The following is a 20,949-nucleotide window of genomic DNA, read 5'->3' as shown; positions in this document are numbered from 1 at the left end:
CTTCACACCGTAGGGTCGGGTTGAGTTGGGTTTCGTACCTCAACCCAACCTACGGCGCCGTGCATGCAAGGGGCCCATGTGCGGCTCGCCACGCTAGATCGATCTACCGCACACCGTGATCATGGCGGTGAAGTGGCGCCCTGCTCCATTTCGATACCTAGGTGCTATTGCACGTCGCACAAGCGCTGCCCATCGTTGCCTACGGAGCGAAGTACGCCTCAGTGCCAGGCGTGCTTGTCCCTTTCACAACGTCAGTCGCCATGGAATCCACAGGAGCCTGCCTTGAACCTTCTTCCAACTGCGCAGTTGATGGCCCGGGCGCTGCCCGAGTATCCGCGCAAAGCGGCTTCCTGCGTCACGGGCCAAACCACTCACCAGGGCGACCGCACATCGAAGCCGCGCGACGGGAGGGTGCGATGAACGTCGTTGTCTTTGGTGCAACGGGATCGACAGGACGGCTCGTCGTCGAGTCCGCCTTGTCTGCGGGTCACCTGGTCACCGCCTTTGTACGTGACCCCAAGCGAATCAACCTGACGCATCCGAATCTCAGAATCGTCGAGGGTGATGCTATGGACCCAGCCTCGGTGGCATCTGCGGTCCGGGGCTCGGATGCGGTGATCTGCACGCTGGGTGTGATACCCCAGGCGAAAGAGGATCTCGGTCGACGCCAGATCGGGGTCCCCGTTTGCTCGGTAGGAACCCGGAACATCCTGGCGGCCATGTCTCAAGGCACGGGCCGGATCATTGTCGAGAGTTCGGTCAGTGTCGGTGAGAGCTACCGCACCGGCAGTTTCGGTGCGGGCTTCATCGTCAAGCTGGCCCTCAAGGAGGTGATGGCGGACAAGGAGAAGCAAGAAGCAGCGGTTCGGGAGAGCGACTGCGATTGGACGATCGTTCGTCCGGCAGCACTGACTAACAAACCCGCCCGTGGAAACCTGCAGTCCGGGACCGATCTGCGATGGAACATCACCTCGACGGCGACTCGTGCTGACGTGGCCGAATACATGGTGAGAATCCTCGACGACGCCACGACCTACAGGAAGGCCATAACGCTGCGCAATTAGCTGGCGTATTCCGGACGAGGGTCAAGGTCGGAGCCCGATTCGGGCTCCGGAATGTTGGGTTTCGTGCCTCTACCCAACCTACGACGCGGGGTGCGTTCCACCCGCCTCAAGCGTTGAAGCGCGCCACCAGGGCATGCAGGGAATGCGCGGTGCTGGCCAGCTCGCTGCCCAACTGGGACGAGCGCGAGGTGATCGCCGCATTGTGTTCGGCGGCCTGGGAGATGGTGCCGATCTGCCGCGAGATATCCTCGGCCACCTGGCTCTGCTCCCCAGCCGCGCTGGCCATCTGTTCGGCCATCAGGTGGATGCGCTCGACCGCAACGGTGATGCCGTCGAGGGCGGCTTCCGTCTCGACGACCCGCTCTACCCCGCTACGCGCCTCGCTGCTGCCTTGCCGGGCAATCGCCACGGCCTGACCGGCCACGCCTTGCAGGCTGGCGATGATGCGCTGGATGGCCTCGGTGGATTCCTGGGTCTTGGAGGCCAGGGCGCGCACCTCGTCGGCGACGACGGCGAAGCCACGTCCCTGTTCGCCGGCGCGCGCGGCTTCGATGGCCGCATTCAAGGCCAGCAGGTTGGTCTGTTCGGCGATGGCGCGAATCATGTCCGCCGCCTGCTGGATCGATTCGGCTTCGCTGGCGAGGCCGGTTACCGACGTGCTGATCTGGTCCACGGTCTGGGCCAGTTTCTCCACCACCATTCGGCTCTGCTGCGCCTGGCGCGAGCCCTCCAGCGAGAGCTGGCTGACCTGCCGGGCCTCCTGGGCGGTCTGCTGCACATGGCTGGACACCTGGGTGATCGAGGTCGCCATCTCGTGCATGGCGGTGGCCGCCATTTCCGCCTCGACCCGTTGGGCCTGCAAGGCCTGCTCGGCCTGTTGCACGAGCTGGCCGTTCTGCGAGGCCTGGCTGGCGGTGAGGTCGGCGAAATCGCCGAGCCGGCAAAGGGCGGCGCGAATCCGCGCGCCTTCGCTGATCAGGGCCAGTTGCAGGCTGGCCACCGCCCCGGTGTCGTCGGTATAGGTCCGCGCCACCAGGTCGCTGGCGAATGCCTTGGGCGCCGCCTGCGCCACCCGGGACAGAGCACGCTTCACGAACCCCAGGGTAGCCAGGGTCTGCCCGAAGGTCAGCATCAACACGCTGGCGATGCCCAGCCCTGCGTGCCCGTTGGCGTACAGCGCTACGCCCAGCAGCGCGCCGAGCAGTGGCAGCAGCAGGAAGCGCGCGGCGACACCCAGCCGCTCGCCGATGGAGGTTGCCGCCTGCCCGCGATTGAGTCGCGCATAGAGCAGCTCGGCGCGGCGCACCTGCCTGGCATCGGCGCGGGTCCGCACCGATTCGTAACCGACCACGCGCCCCGCGTCGAGAATCGGCGTGACATAGGCGTTGACCCAGTAGAAATCGCCATTGCTGCAACGATTTTTGACGATGCCCATCCAGCTTTTGCCAGCTTTGAGGTAGTCCCACATCTGGCCGAATACCTGCTCCGGCATGTCCGGGTGGCGCACCAGGTTGTGCGGACTGCCGATCAGTTGCTCGCGGCTGAAACCGCTGACAGCGGCGAATTCGTCGTTGCAGTAGGTGATGATGCCGCGGCAATCGGTGGCCGACGTCAGATGCTGGTGGTCCGGGACCTGGCGCTCCCGTTGGGTGATCGGCATGTTCTTGCGCATCTGTATTCCTGCTGGGAGCAACGTTGCGGAGGTAAGGGCGGCGTTGCGGTATGGCGCCGCTCCGTCCCGCCGCTCCAAATCCTAGGAATGACGGTGCGTGCCGACTTCGCTTTGGCTGTCAGGGACTTTTCATTTCACGACAGGGTCAACGGACCAAGTCGTCCATGGGTGCAGGTCGTTGGCAGGCAGCCGCAACAGCGGCTGCACGGTTGGGGAGAGCCGGAGGTCCGGCTCAGGGTGAGGGCGTCGCCACCGCCAGCGCCAGTTCGTCCAGATCGATGACCGCGCGACTGAGGTAGAACTCGGCGCCACCGCTGCCCGCGTTACCGCCGCTGGCCACCTGCTGCAGTTGCGGACGTACGAACAGGTAGTTGGCCTTGGCCTTGGACAACACCTCGGCATGTTCGACGTGACGCGCCAGCAGCGCCTCGAAACGCTGCTCGATCATCTGGTCGAGCGCCTTGGCCTGCTCGGGCGTCAGCGTCAGGCCGCCCTTCTGCGGCAGCGGGTAGAGACGTACCTGATGGTCCAGCAACAGTGTGGACAGGGCCTGGCTTTGCGCGCCCAGCTCGGCGGCGGCCAGGTCGGGCCCGGCACCGGCATACGCGGCGGAGGCCGCCTGCTGCAGCTGTTGCTGATGGCCGAGCAGTTGCTGGATCAGTTCCGGATAACGCTGGCGCTCGGACGGCGGTAGTCGATCGAGGGTTTCGAAAACCTTCTTCATGGCGCGCAGCGGCTGCACCAGCGCCTCGGGCTGCCCCAGCTGCACCACGTAGGCTTCCATCGTGTTGAGGTGCCCGAAGGTGGCGCTCAGGCCTCGCGGGTCGGGCGTGCGTTCGGCGGGGTTGAAATAGACCATCGCGCTGGCGCACATCAACTGGCTGCGGCTGCGGAGTTCACTCAACTGCCCGGCGCTTCGTCCATCTCCCCAGACCAACGGGCAAACCAGGCACAACAGGAACAGCAGCGACTTCTTTTGCATGATCCATATCCTCACTTCTTGTTGTTATGTCGGGTTACAGCGCAAACCTGGCGGCCTTTCCGGATGACTCCCCAAGCGTCCAGCCTCCGGGGCGGCGAGGTTCATCGTGGCTCGTCAGGCCTGTAACGACGGGCATCAAGGCTCCTGCACGGGTGATCGGCTGGTCGGTCAGCTGGCGAATAGTAGTCGGGACCCGAACGGGGCACCGATTTATTTTGGTGACGCTGATTGCACCTCACACGCCACACGTCTCCCTGCACGCGGGGGAAACCGGCGCGCATAGCAGCGCTGCGGTCAAGGGTGTGCGGCGGCCGGTTCCATCGGCCAGCCGCGTCACTGGAAGCCGCGGGCGAGCACGATGTCGAACACGCCCCGGCGCTGCTCGGCGTCCTGCTCCAGTTCGATGATGTTGGTGGTGCGCTCGTGGGCCCAGGGGTCGCCGGCAATGAAGGGGTCGCCCTTGAAATAAAGCTGCAGGGTCACGGGCACATGCAGCGCATCGATGACGCGGAAGTGGATATGCGCGGGGCGCATCAGCCCGCCGTACTTCTCCAGTCCCGGCAGGTTCGGTGGCACGGGATAGCGGCCCGGCATGACGGTTTCGATGCGGTACTTGCCCTGCGCGTCGGTGTAGAGCATGCCGCGCAGGCGGAAGTTGCCCTTGTCGGTGTAGTTGCCGGGCTTTTCGGTGTCGTACAGGCCGGCGCCGTTGGCTTGCCAGATTTCCACCAGCGCCCCCGGAACCGGGGTTCGGCAGTCCGCGCTGTAGACGGTGCCGCTTACCACCAGCCGCTCGCCCGGCTCCTCCGGCCCGGCCAGCCGCGACTGGAAGGGCGCGCCGAACCGATAGTAGGGGCCGAGGATATCGCCTTGCGTAACGGGGCAGCCCTGCTGCGCGAAGGCGCGCCCGGCCAGCAGCCCGCCCCCCAGGAGCACCGCGCCGCCGCCCAGGAAACGCCGCCGCGAGATGCCCGCCCTTCGATCATTGTTCACGCCCGCCTCCTCCCGAAAGGTATCCGGTCGTTGTGACGACGACACGCCCGACTCGGCGTGTGTCTGAGCAGTCTAGGCACTGGCCGGCGCGGCGTCAGGCTGCAGCGCAGGGCACTGAACGGGCGTTCTCCGAACCCGCGAATCCAACCCGGCGCGCGGCCCCGTGCCAACGGCCCATCGCTCGGAAAAAGCGCACCGCCCTGCGGCTCGCGGGTCTACCTTTCCAGTCACGACGGTTTTGTTTCAGCGTCAGCCCACAGGACCCGATGCGCCCCATGAACGACAGCCCGCCCAGCGAACCCCGCCATTCGGAACGACCTCCAGGCGCCCCCACTCCCGCACCGGCCGGCTGGCTGCGCTGGCTGCCGGGCCTGCAAGTCCTGAAGCACTATCGGCCCAGCTGGCTGCCCAGGGACCTGGTCGCCGGTCTGGTACTCACCGCCATGCTGGTGCCGGTGGGCATCGCCTATGCCGAGGCATCGGGGGTGCCGGGCATTTATGGCCTATACGCCACGGTCGTGCCGTTGCTCGCCTATGCGCTGTTCGGCCCCAGCCGTTTCCTGGTACTCGGGCCGGATTCGGCACTGGTGGCGATCCTTCTCGCGGTGGTGCTGCCGCTGTCGGCTGGCGATCCGCAGCGGGCCATCGTCCTGGCCAGCGCCATGGCCCTGGTGTCGGGGCTGGTGTGCATCGGCGCGGGCCTGCTGCGCCTCGGTTTCATCACCGAGTTGCTGTCCAAGCCGATCCGCTACGGCTACATGAACGGGATCGCGTTGACGGTGCTGATCAGCCAGACGCCCAAGCTGTTCGGCATTTCCATCGACAGCAGTGGCCCTCTGCGCGATGTGCTGCGGCTGATCGAAGCGCTGTTCGACGGCAAGGCCAGTTGGTATGCCTTTGCCCTGGGTGGCGCCAGCCTGGTGGCGATCCTTCTGCTCAAGCGCTTCGAGCGCGTGCCGGGCATTCTCGTCGCGGTGGTGGCGGCCACCCTGGTGGTGGCGGTGTTCGGCCTGGACGCCGGGCATGGGGTGAAGGTGGTGGGCGAGCTGCCACAGGGGTTGCCGAGCCTGGTGCTGCCACGGATCGAGCTGGGCGACTTGAGCCAGGTGCTGATTGGCGGCTTCGCCGTGGCGCTGGTGTCGTTCGCCGACACCAGCGTGCTTTCCCGCACCTATGCGGCCAAGCTCGGCACCCGGGTGGATCCGAACCAGGAAATGGTCGGACTGGGCGTGGCCAACTTCGCCACCGGCCTGTTCCAGGGCATTCCGATCAGCAGCAGTTCCTCGCGCACACCGGTGGCCGAGGCGGCCGGCGCCAAGAGCCAGTTGACCGGGGTGTTCGGCGCCGTGGGCGTGGCGCTGCTGTTGCTGCTCGGCCCCAACCTGCTCAAGCACCTGCCGGAAAGCGCGCTGGCTGCGGTGGTGATCGCCTCGGCCATCGGGCTGTTCGAGTTCAAGGATCTGGGGCGCATCTACCGGATTCAGCGCTGGGAGTTCTGGCTGTCCATCGTCTGCCTGGTGGGCGTGGTCGTGCTCGGTGCGGTGCCGGGCATCGGCCTGGCGGTGCTGATCGCGGTGATCGAGTTTCTCTGGGACGGCTGGCGCCCGCATTACGCCATTCTCGGCCGCGTCGACGGCGTGCGCGGCTATCACGACATCACGCGCTATCCCCATGCGCGGCGGCCGCCTGGCCTGGTCCTGTTCCGCTGGGACGCGCCGCTGTTCTTCGCCAACGCCGACCTGTTCCAGAACCGCATCGCGGAGGCCATCGCCGAGTCCCCGACGCCCGTGCGCCGCGTAGTGGTCGCCGCCGAACCGGTGACCAGCGTAGATGTCACTTCGGCGGACATGTTGGTGGAGCTGGAGCGGTGGCTGCGCAAGCAGGGCATCGAACTGCGCTTCGCCGAGATGAAGGACCCGGTAAAGGACAAGATGCAGCGCCTCGGGGTGTTGGAGCAGATCGGCAGCGAAGTGTTCCACCCGACGCTGGGCGCGGCGGTGCATGCCTATCTCGACGAACACAATGTGGACTGGACGGCCTAGGCCGATTCCGGCCGATGGCAGCAATCGACCGCTCATGCCTTTGCGTGGGTAGGCTGACGGCCGTCGATCTACCCTCTGGTTGTGATCCACCGGAGCCACGCGATGAACACGAGCGACAAACTGAACCTCGACGAACTCGGCCTCGAACCCATCGATGGACCGGGCGCCAAGCCGTCCGCGCAGGGCAAGGCCAAGTTCCAGATCGATACCCGCGGCGGCGGCGATCGGCGCAAGGCCGGCGAGCGCCGGCAGTCGATCCGCTTCGAGGAAGACCGCAGGAAAGGCAGCCGACGGGGCAAGAGCAGCGACCCGTGGGAGCAGAGCGCCGATCTCTGATCCCGGCCGGCGCTCGCGTCAGGTGTAGTGCAGGTCGCTGATATCGATGGCGACCAGCAGTTGCGCGTCGACCGCGCGATTGTCCGCATCGCGGCGGTAGGCGCGCCGCTTGCCGGGCATGCGCAGTCCCTGGGCCTCGATGTAGTCGTGCAGGTACTGGGCGGCGGGCAGTCCGCCGCTCACGTCGAGCTGGTAGTCGTGCCGACGCAGCAGGCAGTCCCCATCGAAATAGAAATCCTGCAGCGCGCAGTGGGTGGCGACGCTGTCCGGAAAGCGCACCCGCAGGCGGCGCCAGCGCTGGCCGCCCTCCTCCCAGGGTTCGATCTCCTCGGCGGTCACGCCGGGCAAGGTGAAGAGAAAGGGCATGGTGAGGTAGGACCAGAGCGCATAGCCGTTGAAGTAGGCGCGGTGGAGCGGGTCCCAGGGGGTCGATTCGCCATGGCCGCTAAAGGACGCCCTGGGCTCTGTGCGCTCCGCCACCAGCTGGCCATCGGTGGTTTCGATGGCAATCCGCCCGGGCGTCCAGGCCGTGCGCCGATCCGGGCCGCCGAAGGGCATCACCGAAGCCCGCTGTTCCCGCAGCCACACGGTCATCCGCCGTGGCTCGCTGTCCTGCACCAGGCCCTTCATGCCCCACAGCAAGCCTTCGGTGACGATGCTCGCGTCCACCCGCTCGAAGCCCTTCCAGCGCGCTAGCCCGCCATGGGCGGCCAACACCCCTTGCAGCAACTCGCTCGTCCGTCCGCCCATGGCCCGGCCCTCTCGCTACGCCCGATGACGTCAGGGAAAGCGAAGATCAGGGCACGGCTCCACGCCAGGGTCCACGCCCGGTTGCCGAGTGGTCTGAACGATCTGCACCGAACTCCGTACGTTCGGAACCCAAGAAGACAACGCGGACGGAGAGACTCTCCCCAACCCGACGCATGACGCGACGGCCCAACGGGAGATGACTCATCGACCACACGCGCCGGATGGACTGAAGGCCCCTGGCGTGAGGGGCACGCAACGACGATCGGGTCGTCATCACGCAAATCGCACACCGCTTGACCACAGTCCCATTGCCGGGACGCCCCTTGGCCAGAACACAGGAAACACGACAATGAGCACCACGACTATCAGCAACCTCGACCGCAACACCCCCGCCAAGCCGTCCCTCGGGACCCTGACCACCGCCGTGGGCATCTACGGCGCCTATTTCGCCCTCGCCGTCATCTACTTCTGGTTCGGCGGCATGAAGTTCACCCAGTACGAAGCCGAAGGGCTGGTGCCGCTGGTGAGCAACAGCCCGCTGCTGGGCTGGCTCTACGGGCTGTTCAGCGTGCAGACCTTCTCCAGCCTGCTGGGCGTGCTGGAGGTGTCGATCGGCCTGCTGATCGCCGGCCGGCTGGTGTCGCCCAAGCTGTCCCTGGTAGGGGGCGTGTTGTCCGCCGGGCTGTTCTTCACCACGCTGAGCTTTATGTTCTCCACCCCCGGCGTGATCGAGCCCGGCCTCGGCTTCCCCGCCGTCAGCGTGGCGCCCGGCCAGTTCCTGCTGAAGGACCTGGGCCTGCTCGCCGCCTCCATCTTCGTCGCCGGTCACTCCCTCAGCCGCCTGGAAAGCCGCTGATCCCTCCCTCGCCAAAGGGGCCTGCACGCACCGCCGCGTTCAGGCCCCTTCGTCCATCAGCGGTTCGGCATCCACCAGCGTCCTCAGCCAGTCGCGTGGGCTGCAACCGGTCTTGCGGCGGAAGGCCCGGGCCAGCGCCGACGGGCTTTCATAGCCCACTTCGTCGGCGATCAGCGCAATCGGTCGTCCCTCCCGCAGGCGCTTCTGCGCCAGGCTGATGCGCCAGCTGAGCAGGTAGTCCGCCGGGGTCTGGCCGACCACCGTGCGGAAATGCCCGGCATAAGCGGTGCGCGACATGTTGGACTCGGCCGCCAGCTCCGCCACCGACCAGGGATGCCGGGGCGTCTCGTGCATCCGCACCAGGGAGCGGGACAGCCTCGGGTCAGCCAGCCCAGCCATCATTCCGGTGTCCAGCGCCTGGTGGTCCAGCAGGTGGCGCAGCAGCAGGATCACCAGCAGCTCGAACAGGCGGTCAAGCACCGCCTCCCTGCCGCAATGCCCGTCGGCCGCCTCGCGGAACAGCCAGTTCAGGGTGTCGGCCAGCAGCGGCAGCTCATCCAGGGGCAGCACCAGCAGGTCGGGCAGCGACGCCGAAAGCGGGTTGCCGGCGCCGCCGTCGAAGGCCATGGAAGCGCACAGCAACCGGGCGCCCTCGGGTTCGACGGGGATGAGTTGGTGGTGGCGGGGGCGGGGCAGGAAGATCAGGCTGGGCCGGGTGAGCGACAGGTCGGCGCCACGCGGCCCCCGCAGGGTGAGGTGACCCGCCTGCAGCAGGTGGATGTGGCCGCGCTGGTCGGCACCATCGTAGATGGCGGTGCCGCACAGCTTGCCGCTGTGGAACAGCCTGGCTCGCACGCCGAACTGCGAAAGCAAGGTGGACAGGCGGTCCATAGGACACCCAATTGCCGAGCAGGAAGAAGCGCAATCATAGCACCGGCGTCCCTCGCTCCACGGGCGTTGCCGGGGCGCGGGCAACCTGCTAAAAGCGGAACACCCATTCATAAAATAGATACCGCCATGAGCGAAAGTGACAAATCGAATAGCCGTCTGTTCGACCTCGACCTGCTCAGGGCCATCGTCACGGTGGCCGACTGCGGCAGTTTCACCACAGCCGCGACGCGCCTGCATTCCACCCAGTCCACCATCAGCCAGAAGATCCGCCGCCTGGAGGAAATGGCCGGACATCGCCTGCTGGAACGCGGCAACCGCGATGTGCTGCCCACCGACGCCGGCGAGACGCTACTGGGCTACGCCCGACGCCTGCTGGCCCTGAACGACGAGATGGCCGAGGCGCTGTCCGGCGCCACGGTGGCGCTGACGGTGCGCATCGGCGTGCCGGACGACTTCGCCAGCGGGCGCACCACCGAGCAGTTGGCCGCCTTCAACCGGCGCTACCCGCAGGTGAAGCTGGAGGTCACCAGCGGGCTCAGCCGCGACCTGTCTGCCAGCTACGACCGTGGCGAACTCGACCTGGTGCTGCTCAAGCAGCGGCAGAACAGCCGCGAGGCGGTGGCCTGCTGGCCGGAGAAGACGCGCTGGGTGGACAGCGCGCGCAACCCCTGCATCGAGCTGGACCCGCTGCCGATCGTCACCTTCCCGCCGCGCGGGGTGTACCGCGACGAGATGATCAGCGCCCTGGAGTCGGTGGGCCGGCGTTGGCACATCAGCTTCACCAGCTCCAGCCTGAGCGGCATCCAGTCGGCCATCGCCGACGGCATGGGCATCGGCCTGCTGCCCCTGCGCGCGGTGACCGCCGGCCATAGCGTGGTGCCGAAGAATTCTGGGCTGCCGCCGGTGGATGTGTTCGAGGTGGCGCTGTTGCATCGACCGGTGGCGGACCCGATGGTCAAGGCGCTCGCCCAGGTGCTGTCGCAGGTGCTGGCCCAGGATACGCGCGGCTGACAGGCATTCGAAAAACGAATACGGCGGATTTCAACATTTAATTTGTGCATGAATTCGCCGCTGGCTATCGTGGCGGTCAGCGACGGTTCGCGCCTCCCCCGGCGCACCGCTCCGCCCGCTTTGTCGCCCCGGCGCCCCTCGCGCGCCAGGCAGCAAAACAACAATGAGGAACTGCCCCAATGTCCAAATCCAGCTACTACGCGCCGCACGGCGGGCACCCGGCCCAGACCGAGCTGCTCACCGACCGCGCGATGTTCACCGAAGCCTATGCCGTGATCCCCAAGGGCGTGATGCGTGACATCGTCACCAGCCACCTGCCCTTCTGGGACAACATGCGCATGTGGGTCATCGCCCGCCCGCTGTCCGGCTTCGCCGAGACCTTCTCCCAGTACATCGTCGAGCTGGCCCCGAACGGCGGCAGCGACAAGCCGGAACAGGACATCAACGCCGAGGCGGTGCTGTTCGTGGTGGAAGGCGAGCTGAGCCTGACCCTGCAGGGCCAGGTACACAGCATGCAGCCGGGCGGCTACGCCTTCATTCCGCCGGGCGCCGACTGGAAGGTCCGCAACACCAGCGGCCAGCACGCGCGCTTCCACTGGATTCGCAAGCACTACCAGAAAGTCGACGGCGTACCGCTGCCCGAAGCCTTCGTCACCAACGAGCAGGACATCGAGCCGCTGGTGATGCCGGATACCGAAGGCCGCTGGAGCACCACCCGCTTCGTGGACATGAGCGACATGCGCCATGACATGCACGTCAACATCGTCAACTTCGAGCCGGGCGGCGTGATCCCCTTCGCCGAGACCCACGTGATGGAACACGGCCTGTACGTGCTGGAAGGCAAGGCGGTGTACCGCCTGAACCAGGACTGGGTCGAAGTGGAAGCCGGCGACTTCATGTGGCTGCGCGCGTTCTGCCCGCAGGCATGCTACTCCGGTGGCCCCGGTCGCTTCCGCTACCTGCTGTACAAGGATGTGAACCGCCACATGCGCCTGACGCTAAACCAGCCGCACTGATCCACCTCGACGGGAGCCCTTGGCTCCCGTCGTCGTTTCCGCCCCCCCGATTCGATTCCCCGGCCTGCCTCAGGCCTTGCGCACCAGCCAGCCGACCAGCCGCCGCGCGATGGGCGTGACCAGCAGCACCGCCGGAAAGGCGAAGAGCCAGGCGGTAAGCCAGGCGCCGAACCAGAGACCGGCAAAGTCCGGCACCAGCCCCGTGGCGCGGACGGTGGAAATACCGGACACCAGCAGGGACATGAGCCCGGAGAGGATCAGGCTGAACAACGGCGGGCCGTAGCGTTCGGGAATCATGGCCGCACCTCGCCGCTCAGGCTGCGCCGGCGAGCCGGTGCAGGGTTTCGCTGAAGTGCTGGCCGAACAGCCGCGCGGTCTTGATATCGCCCGGGGCGAAGGTGTCCGCTGGAGCGGTGTGGCTGGACTGGGCCACCAAGCCCGACCAGGACCCCAGGCGGTTGGCGGCCTCGTCGTAAGGCACACCGCGGTGCTGCTCGGGCAGGATAGGGTTTCCCACCCAGAGCATTCCGTGCTGCATGCAGTAGACGAAGAGCGACATGAGCGTCGACTGCTTGTCTCCCGCCGGCAGTGACGACACGGTGAAACCGGCCGCCAGCTTGCCCTTGAGCTGCTGCGTGCGCCACAGCGGCCCCGTGGCATCCATGAAGCGCTTGAAGACGCCGGAGACGCCGCCGAAATAGGTCGGCGAGCCGAGGATATAACCGTGGTAGCCGAGCAGTACGTCCGGCGCCTTCTCCAGGTCCTCGGCCCTGAGGAGGTGGACTTCGGTACTGGCGACGGCCTGGGCGCCCTCGCAGACCTGGCGGGCGATGTGTTCGGTGTGTCCGTGGGCGCTGTGGTAGATGACGGCGAGTTTTTTCATGGTGCGGGCTCCATGGGTTGGGAAGATGGGTTCGCAACAACGCGGGATCAGCGCAGGCTCCAGTCGACCAGCACGGCGGCGAGGAACAGGCCGAGGCCGAAGACGCTGTGGTTGAGCAGGCTGCGCAGGCAGCTCTTCAGGGGAGACGGCGTCTTCGAGGCGAAGAACCCCGCGCCCATGGCCGGTTGCATCACCAGCAGCGGCGCGGCGACCGTCGCCACCCCCACCAGGAGGGCGGGCAGCAGCGTCGGACGGGCCATCCAGGCGCTCCCGAAAAGCACGACCAGCAGGGCGGCGAAGAGCACGCCGACGGCGTAGTGGGTGATCCAGCCCAGCGCTCGTTCACCGGGAACCGGGGTGGCCTGGGCGATGGCGGCGTGGGCGATGCGCCCTCGGGGCAAGTGCCCGACCCAGCGGCCGATCAAGGCGAAGTTGAGGGTCTGCGCCCCGAGCAGCCTGAGCAGGTTGAGCCAGAGATCCATCACGGCGGTGGCGCCGACGCCGATGAGGGTGATCCGGATGATGTCGTGCAGCAGTGTCATATGAGCCTCCAGGCGTTGACGGTTGGACGGGCTGGGGCTCACTGTAGAAGTTGAAGTCAACTTCAAGTCAAGGGGCAGAAAATGGACATTGCCGAGGTCGCCAGACGGTCGGGCATTCCCGCGTCGACGCTGCGTTTCTACGAGAAGAAAGGGCTGCTTCGCTCCCTCAGCCAGCGAGGGAGCCGCCGCTGGTTCGCGCCCGGCATCCTGGATCAGTTGGCACTGATTTCATTGGGGCAGGCGGCGGGTCTGTCGCTGGATGAGATCCGCTCGATGTTCTCGCCCGACGACGAGCCGAATATCGACCGTGACCTGCTGCTGGCGAAAGCCGATGAGATCGACGCGCGGGTCAAGCGCCTGAAAGCCATGAGCGACGGCCTGCGGCACGCGGCGGCCTGTCCCGCGCCGCGCCATTCGGAATGCCCGAGCTTCAAGCGGCTGCTGAAGGCGGCGTCATCCGGCGCCATCGAGCGGCGCTGGAACCGGGCGACGCCGAAACGTCCGGCGCCGCCGGCAAGCTGAGCCCGGATTTCCGGGCGCAGTCGAATCGGCCAAGCGGGGTGCTCATTGCGCCCCGAACATCGCCGTCCAGTAGATACCCGCGTCGCTCTTCGGGTCCACCGCGTAGGCGGCGCCCAACTCGCGGAACTGCGCATTCATCAGGTTGGCGCAGTGGCCGGGGCTGGCCAGCCAGCCTTCCACCACCTTGGTCGAGGTATCCAGGCCCGCGGCGATGTTCTCGCCGACCGCCTGGGCGGCGTAACCGGCCAGTTCGGCACGGTCGCCGGGGGTACGGCCGTCGCGGTCCTTGTGGTCGAAGAAGTTCTGGTTGGCCATGGCTCTGGTGTGGCTCTGGGCGGCGTCGGCCAGGGTGGCGTTCCAGGTCAGCGGCGCGGCGGCGGGAAAGGACTGCGTCCCGCATTGGCGAGCCTGGGCACGGGCGGCGTTGATCTGCTCCAGCAGCTTCTGCCCTTCGGCCTGCCAGTCACCCAGGCCGCCGACCAGCAGCGGCCGCGCCAGCACGATGCGCCAATCCACGCCCTCGCGGCTCACACCCACATCGACGAACTGCGGGTCCAGCACCACCTGGCAGAAGCTTTCCTGCAGCGCCTTCATGGCCGCCTGGGCGTCGCGGGGGCCGGAGAGGTTGATGGCCTGAACATTGACCAGCGGATAGGCCGTGCGAGTCAGCGCCTGCTGCAGGTCGCCGATGCTGCCGGCCGGTAGGACCAGACGCGGATCGGGCCTGAGCGGCGGCAGCTCCATCGAGGCCTGCCCGGCGCAGGGCTGCACCTGGTTGCGATAGGCGTTGATGGACTCCACCAATTGCGTCTCTTCGCTGGCCACGGCGCTGCCGGCGAGCGCCAGCCCCAGCGACAGGGCGGCAAGACGCGGAACGGATGACAAGACCTCCATGGAATCCTCCCTTGAGCTGAATGCGCCCATGATGCGCGATTCCGCCCCATCCTGTGCAATGCGCTGTCCCATGAGGGGGAGATTTTCTCGCGATAAGGTATAGCGCCGTACCGCCGCCGGTCCTCGGGAGACGGCACCGAGCAGGCCCGCGTGCCGGCACTATCGACGTATCAGGCCGCGCCGTTGTGGCACTCGATACGGTTCCGGCCGCCCCGCTTGGCGCGGTACAGGGCCATGTCGCTGCGCGACAAGGCGGCCTCCGCGCTCGGGTCGAGGGCCTGGATGGCAGTAACGCCGATGCTGACGGTCAGTGGGATTCGCTCGTTGCCATGCAGCACGGGCGCCTTGTCGAGTTCCGCCTGGATGCGCCGGGCGAAGGCAATGGCGTGGTCGAGGGTGGCATTGCCCAGCACCACGGCGAACTCTTCGCCGCCCATCCGTCCGGCGGCATCGGTCCTGCGCAGCTGGGTGCAGAGAATGGAAGCGAAATGCCGCAATGCCTGGTCGCCCACCGAATGCCCCCAGCGATCGTTGATCGCCTTGAAGTGGTCCAGGTCGAACATCAGGATGGTGGCGGCGTGGTCGGGCTTGCGCCGCACCCGGACCAGCTCCGCGTCGAGTTGCTGCATGAAATGCCGGCGATTGGAGAGCTCGGTGAGGAAGTCGGTGGTGGCGAACAACTGCAATTCGGCCTCTATCGCCTTGCGCTCGGTGATATCGGTGATGAAGCCGTGCCAGAGCACACTGCCGTCGTCCAGGCGCTTGGGCCGCGCCTCGCCCTGGCGCCAGAGCGTCCCCTGTCCGGCCAGCACCACCCGGTACTCCAGGTGCCAGGGCGTGAGGTGGCGGGCGGACGATTCCAGGGATTGGTGGTAGTGCGCCAGGTCGTCCGGATGGATGATCGCCTGCAAGGCCTCCGCGCGGTCCATCAGGCACTCCGCTGCAAGTCCATAGATGTCGCGTGCCCCGCCACTGACGTAGGGAAAGCTTGACCGGCCATCCGCGCCTCGCCGGTATTGGAAGGCCATGCCCGGGATTTCGTTGGTCAGGTCGGTCATCAGCGCGGCGGACCGCTGCACCCGTTCCGCCATCTCGCGCAGGGCGGTGATGTCGGTGGTGGTTCCAATCATGCGCAGGGGCGCGCCGACGGCATCGCGCTCCACCACCTTGCCGCGGCTGCACACCCATTTGTAGCCGCCGTCGCGGCAGCGCAGACGATGCTCCACTTCATAGGCTTCGGTGCGCTGCTCGAAATGCGCCTGGATGGTGGCCCGCACATAGTCCAGGTCCGCCGGATGGACACGCGTATAGCTCTCTTCGATGCGGTTGCCGATTTCATGCTCGGCGTAGCCCAGCAGGGCTTTCCAACCGCTGGAGTAATGGATTTCGCCGGTGGCGACGTTGCGGTCCCAGATGCCGGTACCGCTGCCGGTGATGGCCAGCGCCATGCGCCGCTCACTGGCGCGCAGTGCCTCCATTTCCCGCCGCAGCCGGGCATCGGCCGCTTCCCGCGCCAACAGGTCGGCGGCGAGCCCGGCGAGCTCGCGCAGCATGTGTTGCTGGGCCGGGTCCAGGGCACGGGGCTGGCAATCCAGCAGGTACAGCGCGCCGGACACTTCGCCGCCCGCATGGGGCAGTGGGCAGGCGGCGAGAAAGCGGGCCTGGGGCATGGCCCGCAGCAGTGCGTGCTCGCGGAGGCGCTCGTCGACCTGAATGTCGGGGACCTGGATCAGCGCATCGCCGCCGTGCAAGGCCGGGTCGAACGGCTCGAAGCGCCAGGCCTTGTCGGAGGCCGGGCCGTCGTACGCGCGGACCCGCGGGCGGTCCGTGGCGCCCGTCGCCAGCAGCGCCGCGACGACACCGAAGTGTCGGCGGGCCAGGCGGACCAGGCCCTCGAATCGATCATCGTTGGCGCTCTCTGGCGCCTTTGCAGGACACAACGGCTGCATTCGAACTCCGCCTCGCCGGGACTGGGAACGCCGTCTGGCGTTGATCGGCATGGGTAGCGCAGTCTAACCATATGGCAATCTGGCTTCATACCCCTGTGGCACTGCATTGGCGCCGTCCAGGTGCGGGGCCGGCCCCCTCCCCGCCTCAACACCAGCGCGCCACGGCTTCGGCCAGGTCGGCCGCCAACGAGGCCGACGGTGCCCGCGCCTCGTCGCCGGCGCGGTACTTGCCGGTACGCACCAGACAGGCCTGCAGACCGGCCGCCTGGGCGCCGAGGACATCCGCGTCGACGTCGTCGCCGATCATCAGGACCGACCCGGCGTCCACGCCCAGGTCGTCCAGGGCGCTGGCGAAGAAATCCGCCGAGGGCTTGCCGAGCACCCGCGCCGTGGTGTCCGCCGCGTATTCCAGGGCCCGCACGAAGGGGCCGGCATCCAGGTGCAGGACACCCTGGCTGCGGAAATAGCGGTTATCTCCCATGGCGATCAGCGGCGCCCCCTGGATCAGCAACTGGAAGGCCCGGTCGAGGTGCGCATAGTCGAAGCGCAGCTCCGCATCGCCCAGCACCACGGCGTCGGGCTCGGCCGCATCGAGCAGCCCGGCGAACTCGGCTTCCAGCTCGGGATGAATCAGGCAGTACGGATGCAGCCCCGCCGCCCGTACATGGCGCAGCACCGCCTGGGGCGCGGTGAACAACTGCTCGGGCGCGACGGCGAACCCCATGCCAGTCAACTGCCGGTGAAGCGCCGCCCGGCCCTGGCGCGAGGTGTTGGTCACCAGGCGCAACGGATAGCCATTGTCCTGCAGTGTGCGCACCGCTTCCCGAGCACCAGGGATGGGCTGGTCGCCGTCGCACAGCACGCCACTGATATCGAGCAGCACCGCCTGCAGCATGGCCGGTTCCTCCGCAACGCCATCCGGATTCCCTCACCCTAGGCCCTGGCCGCCCACTTGCAACGTCAACTGACGAGTTGGCTGGCCGGGCGCCCCGTCGCCCCAGTAGAATCGCCGCCCATCGCGAACGCGCCCCGAGCCCGTTCCCCGAACACGCAACCAGCGAGAGAGCCGCCATGGGCGCCCAGTGGAAAGCCAAACCGAAAGAAGCCGCCGCCAACGCCCGAGGAAAGATCTTCGGCAAACTGGTGAAGGAAATCATGATCGCCGCGCGCAACGGCGCCGATCCGGACATGAACCCCAAGCTGCGCCTCGCCGTGCACCAGGCCAAGAAGGCCTCCATGCCGAAAGACACCCTGGAGCGCGCCATCAAGAAAGGCTCCGGCCAGTCGGGCGAAGTGGTCCACTACGAGCGCACCCTCTATGAAGGCTTCGCCCCGCACCGCGTGCCGGTGATCGTCGAATGCCTGACCGACAACCTGAACCGCACCGTCGCCGAAGTGCGCGTGCTGTTCCGCAAGGGCCAGTTGGGCACGTCCGGTTCCGTATCCTGGGACTTCGACCACCTGGGCATGATCGAAGCCGAGCCGGCAAGCGCCGACGCCGACGTGGAACTGGCCGCCATCGAGGCCGGTGCCCAGGACTTCGAAGCCGCCGAGGAAGGCGCCACCCTGTTCTACACCGACCCGACCGACCTGGACGCCGTGTGCAAGGCACTGCCGGAGTTCGGCTTCAACGTGCAGTCCGCCAACCTGGGCTACAAGGCGAAGAACCCGGTGAGCCTGTCCGGCGCCGAGCTGGAGGAAGTGGAAGCCTTCCTCGAAGCCCTGGACAACCACGACGACGTGCAGAACGTCTATGTCGGCCTGCAAGCCAACTGAGCCCGAGAGCCGCCGGCAGTTCCACCAGGAACATGCCGCGCAGGCCCGTGACGAAGCGCTGCGCCTGCTGGCACAGCGCGAAGCCATGGGCCCGCGCTGGCTGGCCTGGGTGGCTACCGAGCTCTACCACCTCAAGCCCTCCACCTTCGCCAACATGGTGCGCCGCGAGCTGGAGCGCCTGAGCACGGCGGACCGCCAGTTCGGCCAGCTGTCGAAAGAGCTGCATTGAGCCGCCCCGGGCATTCGCCCGGCCCTTTATTCACGGGGTCCTTGCGGACCGTGCGTCGCCCCGGCGCGCTCGACGGCGAGCGTCGTGTCCGCCGTGCGCGGCGTGCGCGCGTTGATCACGGCGGCCAGGACGGCGAACAAGGCGCCTACCGAGGCAAGGCCGATCCAGCCGGCGCGGTGCGCGCCATAGCTTCCCGCTGCGGCGCCGGCGGCACCGCCCAGGAAGTAGGCGCTCATGAACACAGTGTTCAGCCGGCTACGCGCTTCGGCGCGCAAGGCGTAGATGCGCGACTGGTTGGCGACCAGGCCGCCACGGTTGCCGAAGTCGATCAGCACCAGTCCGACGATCAGCCAGACCAGGCTGTGGCCAGCGGCCGCGACGAAAACCATGCCCAGGACGAGGGTCATCGCCCCCGCCAGCACCATGGCCCGCGCACCGAGACGATCGACCAGGACGCCGATGCCCGGCGACGCGGCGATGCCCAACAGCGCGACCAGGCCGAACAAGCCGATGGTGGCGGGTCCGAACGCGTAGGGGGGCTGTGCCAGCAGCGCCGCCAGCGAGGCCCAGAGCGCGCTGACCGCGGCGAACAGCATGAAACCGCTTGCCGCGCAGAGGCGTAGCACCGGTTCCTCGCGCACCAGGCTGCCCAGCGAGCGGATCAGCCCGGCATAGCCGATCGAAGCCTGATTCGTGGCCAGCGGCAGGCTCCGGGCCACGATGATCAGCAGCGGCACATCGACGAGCGCGGCCAGCGCGAAGACGCTTCGCCACCCTCCCTGGGCGCCGAGGAAGCCACCGACGGTGCGCGCCAGCAGCAACCCGGCGGAGAGGCCGCTCAGCAATGCGCCCACGACTCGGCCGCGTGTCGCAGGTGTCGCCAGGGACGAAAGCGAGGGAATGATGATTTGCGCGGTGATCGCCGTCACGCCGACGACGAAGCTGCTGGCGCAGAGCATTGCAAAGTTTGGGGCGGCGGCACAGGCAAGCAGGGCGCCGGCGTTCGTGGCGATGGCCAGCGTCGCCAGCCGGCGTGGCTGCCGGCAGTCGGCCAGCGGCACGATGAGCAGCAGTCCCATCGCGTAGCCCAGTTGCGTCAGCGTGCTGATCAGGCCGGCCTGCGCCGGCGCCAGGCCGAACGACGAGGCCATCTGCGCCAGCAGCGGCTGGTGGTAGTAGATGGTGGAGACGGCGAGCGCACAGCTCACCGCCATCATGACGAGCAGGCGACCGGAAATTCCGGTCGCAGTCGTGGACGCTTCGGACACGTCGAGCCCCTCAGTGCTGTTGCAGCTCCAGCAGGAGTTCGCGGGTGTCGACGATGCGGTGCGCGAACGTGGGCCCGTTCAGCTCGTGCGCGGCGTGCATCATCTCGTGCCGGAAAGCGGCCGTGGCGTCACGCACCAGGGTGACGTGGTAGCCAAGCTCCGAGGCATAGCGCGCCGTCGCTTCGATGCAGGTATTGGCCAGCAGGCCGACGACAATGACGTGGGTGATGCCCCTCTGCTTGAGGCGGAAGTCCAGGTCGGTGTTGGCGAATCCGCTCGATCCCCAGTGCTCCGAGGCGATGATGTCGCCGTCCCGGGGTGCGAAGTCGGGGTGCCACTCGCCGCCCCACTCGCCACGGGCGAAGTGATGGCCCTGCATGATCTTGCGTTGGTTCGGGCTCGGGTGCGCCCAGGTTTCGTAGTCGCCGGGTTCCCAGCGGCGGTGCGGCACGATCACCACCTGGATGCCGCGTTCGCGCACGGCGCGGTCGAGTGCCCGCAGGTTGTCGAGCAGGCCGACCTGCGTGGCGATGGGCTCGATGTGGGGATAGACGCGACCGCCCTCGGAGAGGAAGTCGTTGTAGGGATCGACAAGCAGATAGGCCGTTGTGCCGATAGGATAGGCGGTGTTCGACATGAAGGTTCCTCGCCGTTTGAGGGTGATCGGACATCCCTGGTTTGCTAGCATCCGTTAAAGCTATGAAAATCATATCAGCAAAATCAACGAATGGAAGTCCCCATGCCTGGCCCGAGCAAAGCTGTTGAAACCCTGTGTCCGGTGGCCCGTGCCGAAGACCTGGTCGGCGATCGCTGGACCGTGCTGATCTTGCGTGAGCTGTTCATGGGCATCCGACGCTTCGACGAGATCCAGGCGCAGACCGGTGGGACGCCGCAGATGGTGGCGACGCGCCTGAAACAGATGGAAGCCGACCAACTGGTGGTGCGCACGCCCTACAGCGACAAGCCACTGCGCTACGAGTACCGGCTGAGCGCGAAGGGTGAAGCCTTCTACCCCGTGATCCTGGCGCTGCGCGCCTGGGGCGAACAGTGGTGCAAGTCACCGGAAGAAGGCATTGCGGTGCGGCTGGTTCACCGTTGCGGGCAGCCGGCGGGCCTGGGCCCCTTGTGCGACGGATGTGGCCAGGTGCTGCGGCGCGAAGAGCTGCTGAGCGAGCCGAGCCCGGCATACGCCAACGAACGCGACAGCCGGCTCGAAGCCTTCCGGGTCGCCAGGAGCGGCAAGAGCGGCGGCGACTGACGGAGCCCGGGCGCG

General features: G+C 67.2%; 23 protein-coding genes. 10 read left to right on the top strand and 13 right to left on the bottom strand.

Annotated elements, in window-relative coordinates; genetic code table 11:
- Positions 1-416 precede the first annotated feature (416 nt).
- Positions 417-1,064 carry an NAD(P)-dependent oxidoreductase gene (locus PJW05_RS09705; RefSeq protein WP_271411504.1) on the top strand — a complete coding sequence of 216 codons (648 nt, stop codon included), beginning with the start codon at positions 417-419 and terminating at the stop codon, positions 1,062-1,064.
- A gap of 106 nt (positions 1,065-1,170) precedes the next feature.
- Here the strand turns inward: PJW05_RS09705 and PJW05_RS09700 are convergent, their stop codons facing one another.
- From PJW05_RS09700 to PJW05_RS09690, 3 genes are all read right to left on the bottom strand, one after another.
- Positions 1,171-2,736 carry a methyl-accepting chemotaxis protein gene (locus tag PJW05_RS09700; RefSeq protein ID WP_271411503.1) on the bottom strand — a complete coding sequence of 522 codons (1,566 nt, stop codon included), beginning with the start codon at positions 2,734-2,736 and terminating at the stop codon, positions 1,171-1,173.
- Between the two features lie 232 nt (positions 2,737-2,968).
- Positions 2,969-3,718: a hypothetical protein gene (locus tag PJW05_RS09695; RefSeq protein ID WP_271411502.1), complete on the bottom strand. Its 750-nt coding sequence runs from the start codon at positions 3,716-3,718 to the stop codon at positions 2,969-2,971.
- Positions 3,719-4,051: 333 nt separating this feature from the next.
- Entirely contained in the window at positions 4,052-4,711 is a 660-nt protein-coding gene (locus tag PJW05_RS09690) for a dioxygenase family protein (protein WP_271411501.1), read from the bottom strand.
- Positions 4,712-4,986: 275 nt separating this feature from the next.
- On the opposite strand from PJW05_RS09690, the gene PJW05_RS09685 reads away from it, so the two are divergent.
- Both PJW05_RS09685 and PJW05_RS09680 read left to right on the top strand, forming a co-directional pair.
- Positions 4,987-6,753 (top strand): SulP family inorganic anion transporter, encoded by a 1,767-nt coding sequence (locus PJW05_RS09685; RefSeq protein WP_271411500.1) that lies wholly within the window; start codon positions 4,987-4,989, stop codon positions 6,751-6,753.
- A gap of 102 nt (positions 6,754-6,855) precedes the next feature.
- Complete coding sequence (locus tag PJW05_RS09680) at positions 6,856-7,089, top strand: hypothetical protein (RefSeq protein ID WP_271411499.1); 234 nt, start codon at positions 6,856-6,858, stop codon at positions 7,087-7,089.
- Positions 7,090-7,107: 18 nt separating this feature from the next.
- Here the strand turns inward: PJW05_RS09680 and PJW05_RS09675 are convergent, their stop codons facing one another.
- A complete protein-coding gene (locus PJW05_RS09675; RefSeq protein ID WP_271411498.1) occupies positions 7,108-7,839 on the bottom strand; it encodes a hypothetical protein in 732 nt (243 codons plus the stop codon).
- Between the two features lie 349 nt (positions 7,840-8,188).
- On the opposite strand from PJW05_RS09675, the gene PJW05_RS09670 reads away from it, so the two are divergent.
- Positions 8,189-8,695 (top strand): YkgB family protein, encoded by a 507-nt coding sequence (locus PJW05_RS09670; protein ID WP_271411497.1) that lies wholly within the window; start codon positions 8,189-8,191, stop codon positions 8,693-8,695.
- A gap of 39 nt (positions 8,696-8,734) precedes the next feature.
- Here the strand turns inward: PJW05_RS09670 and PJW05_RS09665 are convergent, their stop codons facing one another.
- A complete protein-coding gene (locus PJW05_RS09665) occupies positions 8,735-9,586 on the bottom strand; it encodes an AraC family transcriptional regulator (RefSeq protein WP_271411496.1) in 852 nt (283 codons plus the stop codon).
- A 126-nt stretch (positions 9,587-9,712) separates the two neighbouring features.
- Here PJW05_RS09665 and PJW05_RS09660 point away from each other — a divergent pair, with 126 nt between their 5' ends.
- Positions 9,713-10,597 carry a LysR family transcriptional regulator gene (locus PJW05_RS09660; protein ID WP_271411495.1) on the top strand — a complete coding sequence of 295 codons (885 nt, stop codon included), beginning with the start codon at positions 9,713-9,715 and terminating at the stop codon, positions 10,595-10,597.
- A 179-nt stretch (positions 10,598-10,776) separates the two neighbouring features.
- Positions 10,777-11,613, top strand: coding sequence for a bifunctional allantoicase/(S)-ureidoglycine aminohydrolase (locus PJW05_RS09655; RefSeq protein WP_271411494.1), 837 nt, complete (start codon positions 10,777-10,779; stop codon positions 11,611-11,613).
- A 69-nt stretch (positions 11,614-11,682) separates the two neighbouring features.
- On the opposite strand, the gene PJW05_RS09650 is transcribed toward PJW05_RS09655, so the two are convergent.
- The 3 genes from PJW05_RS09650 to PJW05_RS09640 are packed head-to-tail and all read right to left on the bottom strand — an operon-like array spanning position 11,683 to position 13,038.
- The gene (locus PJW05_RS09650; RefSeq protein WP_271411493.1) at positions 11,683-11,910 is read right to left on the bottom strand and encodes a DUF2798 domain-containing protein; all 228 of its coding nucleotides are present in this window, start codon (positions 11,908-11,910) and stop codon (positions 11,683-11,685) included.
- A 16-nt stretch (positions 11,911-11,926) separates the two neighbouring features.
- Positions 11,927-12,496, bottom strand: coding sequence for a flavodoxin family protein (locus tag PJW05_RS09645; RefSeq protein WP_271411492.1), 570 nt, complete (start codon positions 12,494-12,496; stop codon positions 11,927-11,929).
- Between the two features lie 47 nt (positions 12,497-12,543).
- A complete protein-coding gene (locus PJW05_RS09640) occupies positions 12,544-13,038 on the bottom strand; it encodes a DUF2938 domain-containing protein (protein WP_271411491.1) in 495 nt (164 codons plus the stop codon).
- A gap of 81 nt (positions 13,039-13,119) precedes the next feature.
- On the opposite strand from PJW05_RS09640, the gene PJW05_RS09635 reads away from it, so the two are divergent.
- On the top strand, positions 13,120-13,560 hold the full coding sequence (locus PJW05_RS09635) for a helix-turn-helix domain-containing protein (protein WP_271411490.1): 441 nt from the start codon (positions 13,120-13,122) through the stop codon (positions 13,558-13,560).
- Between the two features lie 42 nt (positions 13,561-13,602).
- Here PJW05_RS09635 and PJW05_RS09630 read toward each other — a convergent pair whose 3' ends face one another.
- From PJW05_RS09630 to PJW05_RS09620, 3 genes are all read right to left on the bottom strand, one after another.
- The gene (locus PJW05_RS09630) at positions 13,603-14,454 is read right to left on the bottom strand and encodes a CAP domain-containing protein (RefSeq protein ID WP_271411489.1); all 852 of its coding nucleotides are present in this window, start codon (positions 14,452-14,454) and stop codon (positions 13,603-13,605) included.
- Between the two features lie 170 nt (positions 14,455-14,624).
- Positions 14,625-16,403 carry a sensor domain-containing diguanylate cyclase gene (locus PJW05_RS09625; protein WP_271411488.1) on the bottom strand — a complete coding sequence of 593 codons (1,779 nt, stop codon included), beginning with the start codon at positions 16,401-16,403 and terminating at the stop codon, positions 14,625-14,627.
- 145 nt (positions 16,404-16,548) lie between these two features.
- Entirely contained in the window at positions 16,549-17,298 is a 750-nt protein-coding gene (locus PJW05_RS09620) for a TIGR01458 family HAD-type hydrolase (protein WP_271411487.1), read from the bottom strand.
- A gap of 176 nt (positions 17,299-17,474) precedes the next feature.
- On the opposite strand from PJW05_RS09620, the gene PJW05_RS09615 reads away from it, so the two are divergent.
- Positions 17,475-18,179 (top strand): YebC/PmpR family DNA-binding transcriptional regulator, encoded by a 705-nt coding sequence (locus tag PJW05_RS09615; RefSeq protein WP_271411486.1) that lies wholly within the window; start codon positions 17,475-17,477, stop codon positions 18,177-18,179.
- Positions 18,157-18,408 (top strand): hypothetical protein, encoded by a 252-nt coding sequence (locus PJW05_RS09610; protein ID WP_271411485.1) that lies wholly within the window; start codon positions 18,157-18,159, stop codon positions 18,406-18,408. The genes PJW05_RS09615 and PJW05_RS09610 overlap by 23 nt, the downstream gene beginning before the upstream one ends.
- 26 nt (positions 18,409-18,434) lie before the next feature.
- Here PJW05_RS09610 and PJW05_RS09605 read toward each other — a convergent pair whose 3' ends face one another.
- Positions 18,435-19,676 carry an MFS transporter gene (locus PJW05_RS09605; protein ID WP_271411484.1) on the bottom strand — a complete coding sequence of 414 codons (1,242 nt, stop codon included), beginning with the start codon at positions 19,674-19,676 and terminating at the stop codon, positions 18,435-18,437.
- Between the two features lie 10 nt (positions 19,677-19,686).
- Entirely contained in the window at positions 19,687-20,313 is a 627-nt protein-coding gene (locus tag PJW05_RS09600) for an isochorismatase family cysteine hydrolase (protein WP_271411483.1), read from the bottom strand.
- A 102-nt stretch (positions 20,314-20,415) separates the two neighbouring features.
- On the opposite strand from PJW05_RS09600, the gene PJW05_RS09595 reads away from it, so the two are divergent.
- The gene (locus PJW05_RS09595; protein WP_271411482.1) at positions 20,416-20,934 is read left to right on the top strand and encodes a winged helix-turn-helix transcriptional regulator; all 519 of its coding nucleotides are present in this window, start codon (positions 20,416-20,418) and stop codon (positions 20,932-20,934) included.
- Positions 20,935-20,949 lie beyond the last annotated feature (15 nt).

Source organism: Pseudomonas sp. Q1-7 (genome assembly GCF_028010285.1).
GTDB lineage: Bacteria > Pseudomonadota > Gammaproteobacteria > Pseudomonadales > Pseudomonadaceae > Metapseudomonas.
This window is presented reverse-complemented; position numbering and strand designations above follow the sequence as displayed.

What these genes read in the sequence shown, in the direction of transcription:
- PJW05_RS09655 (WP_271411494.1), top strand. Translation starts at nt 10,777, where the DNA reads ATGTCCAAATCCAGCTACTACGCGCCGCACGGCGGGCACCCGGCCCAG.
- PJW05_RS09625 (WP_271411488.1), bottom strand. Translation starts at nt 16,403, where the DNA reads ATGCAGCCGTTGTGTCCTGCAAAGGCGCCAGAGAGCGCCAACGATGAT.
- PJW05_RS09640 (WP_271411491.1), bottom strand. Translation starts at nt 13,038, where the DNA reads ATGACACTGCTGCACGACATCATCCGGATCACCCTCATCGGCGTCGGC.
- PJW05_RS09620 (WP_271411487.1), bottom strand. Translation starts at nt 17,298, where the DNA reads ATGCTGCAGGCGGTGCTGCTCGATATCAGTGGCGTGCTGTGCGACGGC.
- PJW05_RS09595 (WP_271411482.1), top strand. Translation starts at nt 20,416, where the DNA reads ATGCCTGGCCCGAGCAAAGCTGTTGAAACCCTGTGTCCGGTGGCCCGT.
- PJW05_RS09685 (WP_271411500.1), top strand. Translation starts at nt 4,987, where the DNA reads ATGAACGACAGCCCGCCCAGCGAACCCCGCCATTCGGAACGACCTCCA.
- PJW05_RS09705 (WP_271411504.1), top strand. Translation starts at nt 417, where the DNA reads ATGAACGTCGTTGTCTTTGGTGCAACGGGATCGACAGGACGGCTCGTC.
- PJW05_RS09635 (WP_271411490.1), top strand. Translation starts at nt 13,120, where the DNA reads ATGGACATTGCCGAGGTCGCCAGACGGTCGGGCATTCCCGCGTCGACG.
- PJW05_RS09650 (WP_271411493.1), bottom strand. Translation starts at nt 11,910, where the DNA reads ATGATTCCCGAACGCTACGGCCCGCCGTTGTTCAGCCTGATCCTCTCC.
- PJW05_RS09615 (WP_271411486.1), top strand. Translation starts at nt 17,475, where the DNA reads ATGGGCGCCCAGTGGAAAGCCAAACCGAAAGAAGCCGCCGCCAACGCC.
- PJW05_RS09680 (WP_271411499.1), top strand. Translation starts at nt 6,856, where the DNA reads ATGAACACGAGCGACAAACTGAACCTCGACGAACTCGGCCTCGAACCC.
- PJW05_RS09695 (WP_271411502.1), bottom strand. Translation starts at nt 3,718, where the DNA reads ATGCAAAAGAAGTCGCTGCTGTTCCTGTTGTGCCTGGTTTGCCCGTTG.
- PJW05_RS09700 (WP_271411503.1), bottom strand. Translation starts at nt 2,736, where the DNA reads ATGCGCAAGAACATGCCGATCACCCAACGGGAGCGCCAGGTCCCGGAC.
- PJW05_RS09630 (WP_271411489.1), bottom strand. Translation starts at nt 14,454, where the DNA reads ATGGAGGTCTTGTCATCCGTTCCGCGTCTTGCCGCCCTGTCGCTGGGG.
- PJW05_RS09645 (WP_271411492.1), bottom strand. Translation starts at nt 12,496, where the DNA reads ATGAAAAAACTCGCCGTCATCTACCACAGCGCCCACGGACACACCGAA.
- PJW05_RS09675 (WP_271411498.1), bottom strand. Translation starts at nt 7,839, where the DNA reads ATGGGCGGACGGACGAGCGAGTTGCTGCAAGGGGTGTTGGCCGCCCAT.
- PJW05_RS09670 (WP_271411497.1), top strand. Translation starts at nt 8,189, where the DNA reads ATGAGCACCACGACTATCAGCAACCTCGACCGCAACACCCCCGCCAAG.
- PJW05_RS09600 (WP_271411483.1), bottom strand. Translation starts at nt 20,313, where the DNA reads ATGTCGAACACCGCCTATCCTATCGGCACAACGGCCTATCTGCTTGTC.
- PJW05_RS09665 (WP_271411496.1), bottom strand. Translation starts at nt 9,586, where the DNA reads ATGGACCGCCTGTCCACCTTGCTTTCGCAGTTCGGCGTGCGAGCCAGG.
- PJW05_RS09660 (WP_271411495.1), top strand. Translation starts at nt 9,713, where the DNA reads ATGAGCGAAAGTGACAAATCGAATAGCCGTCTGTTCGACCTCGACCTG.
- PJW05_RS09610 (WP_271411485.1), top strand. Translation starts at nt 18,157, where the DNA reads ATGTCGGCCTGCAAGCCAACTGAGCCCGAGAGCCGCCGGCAGTTCCAC.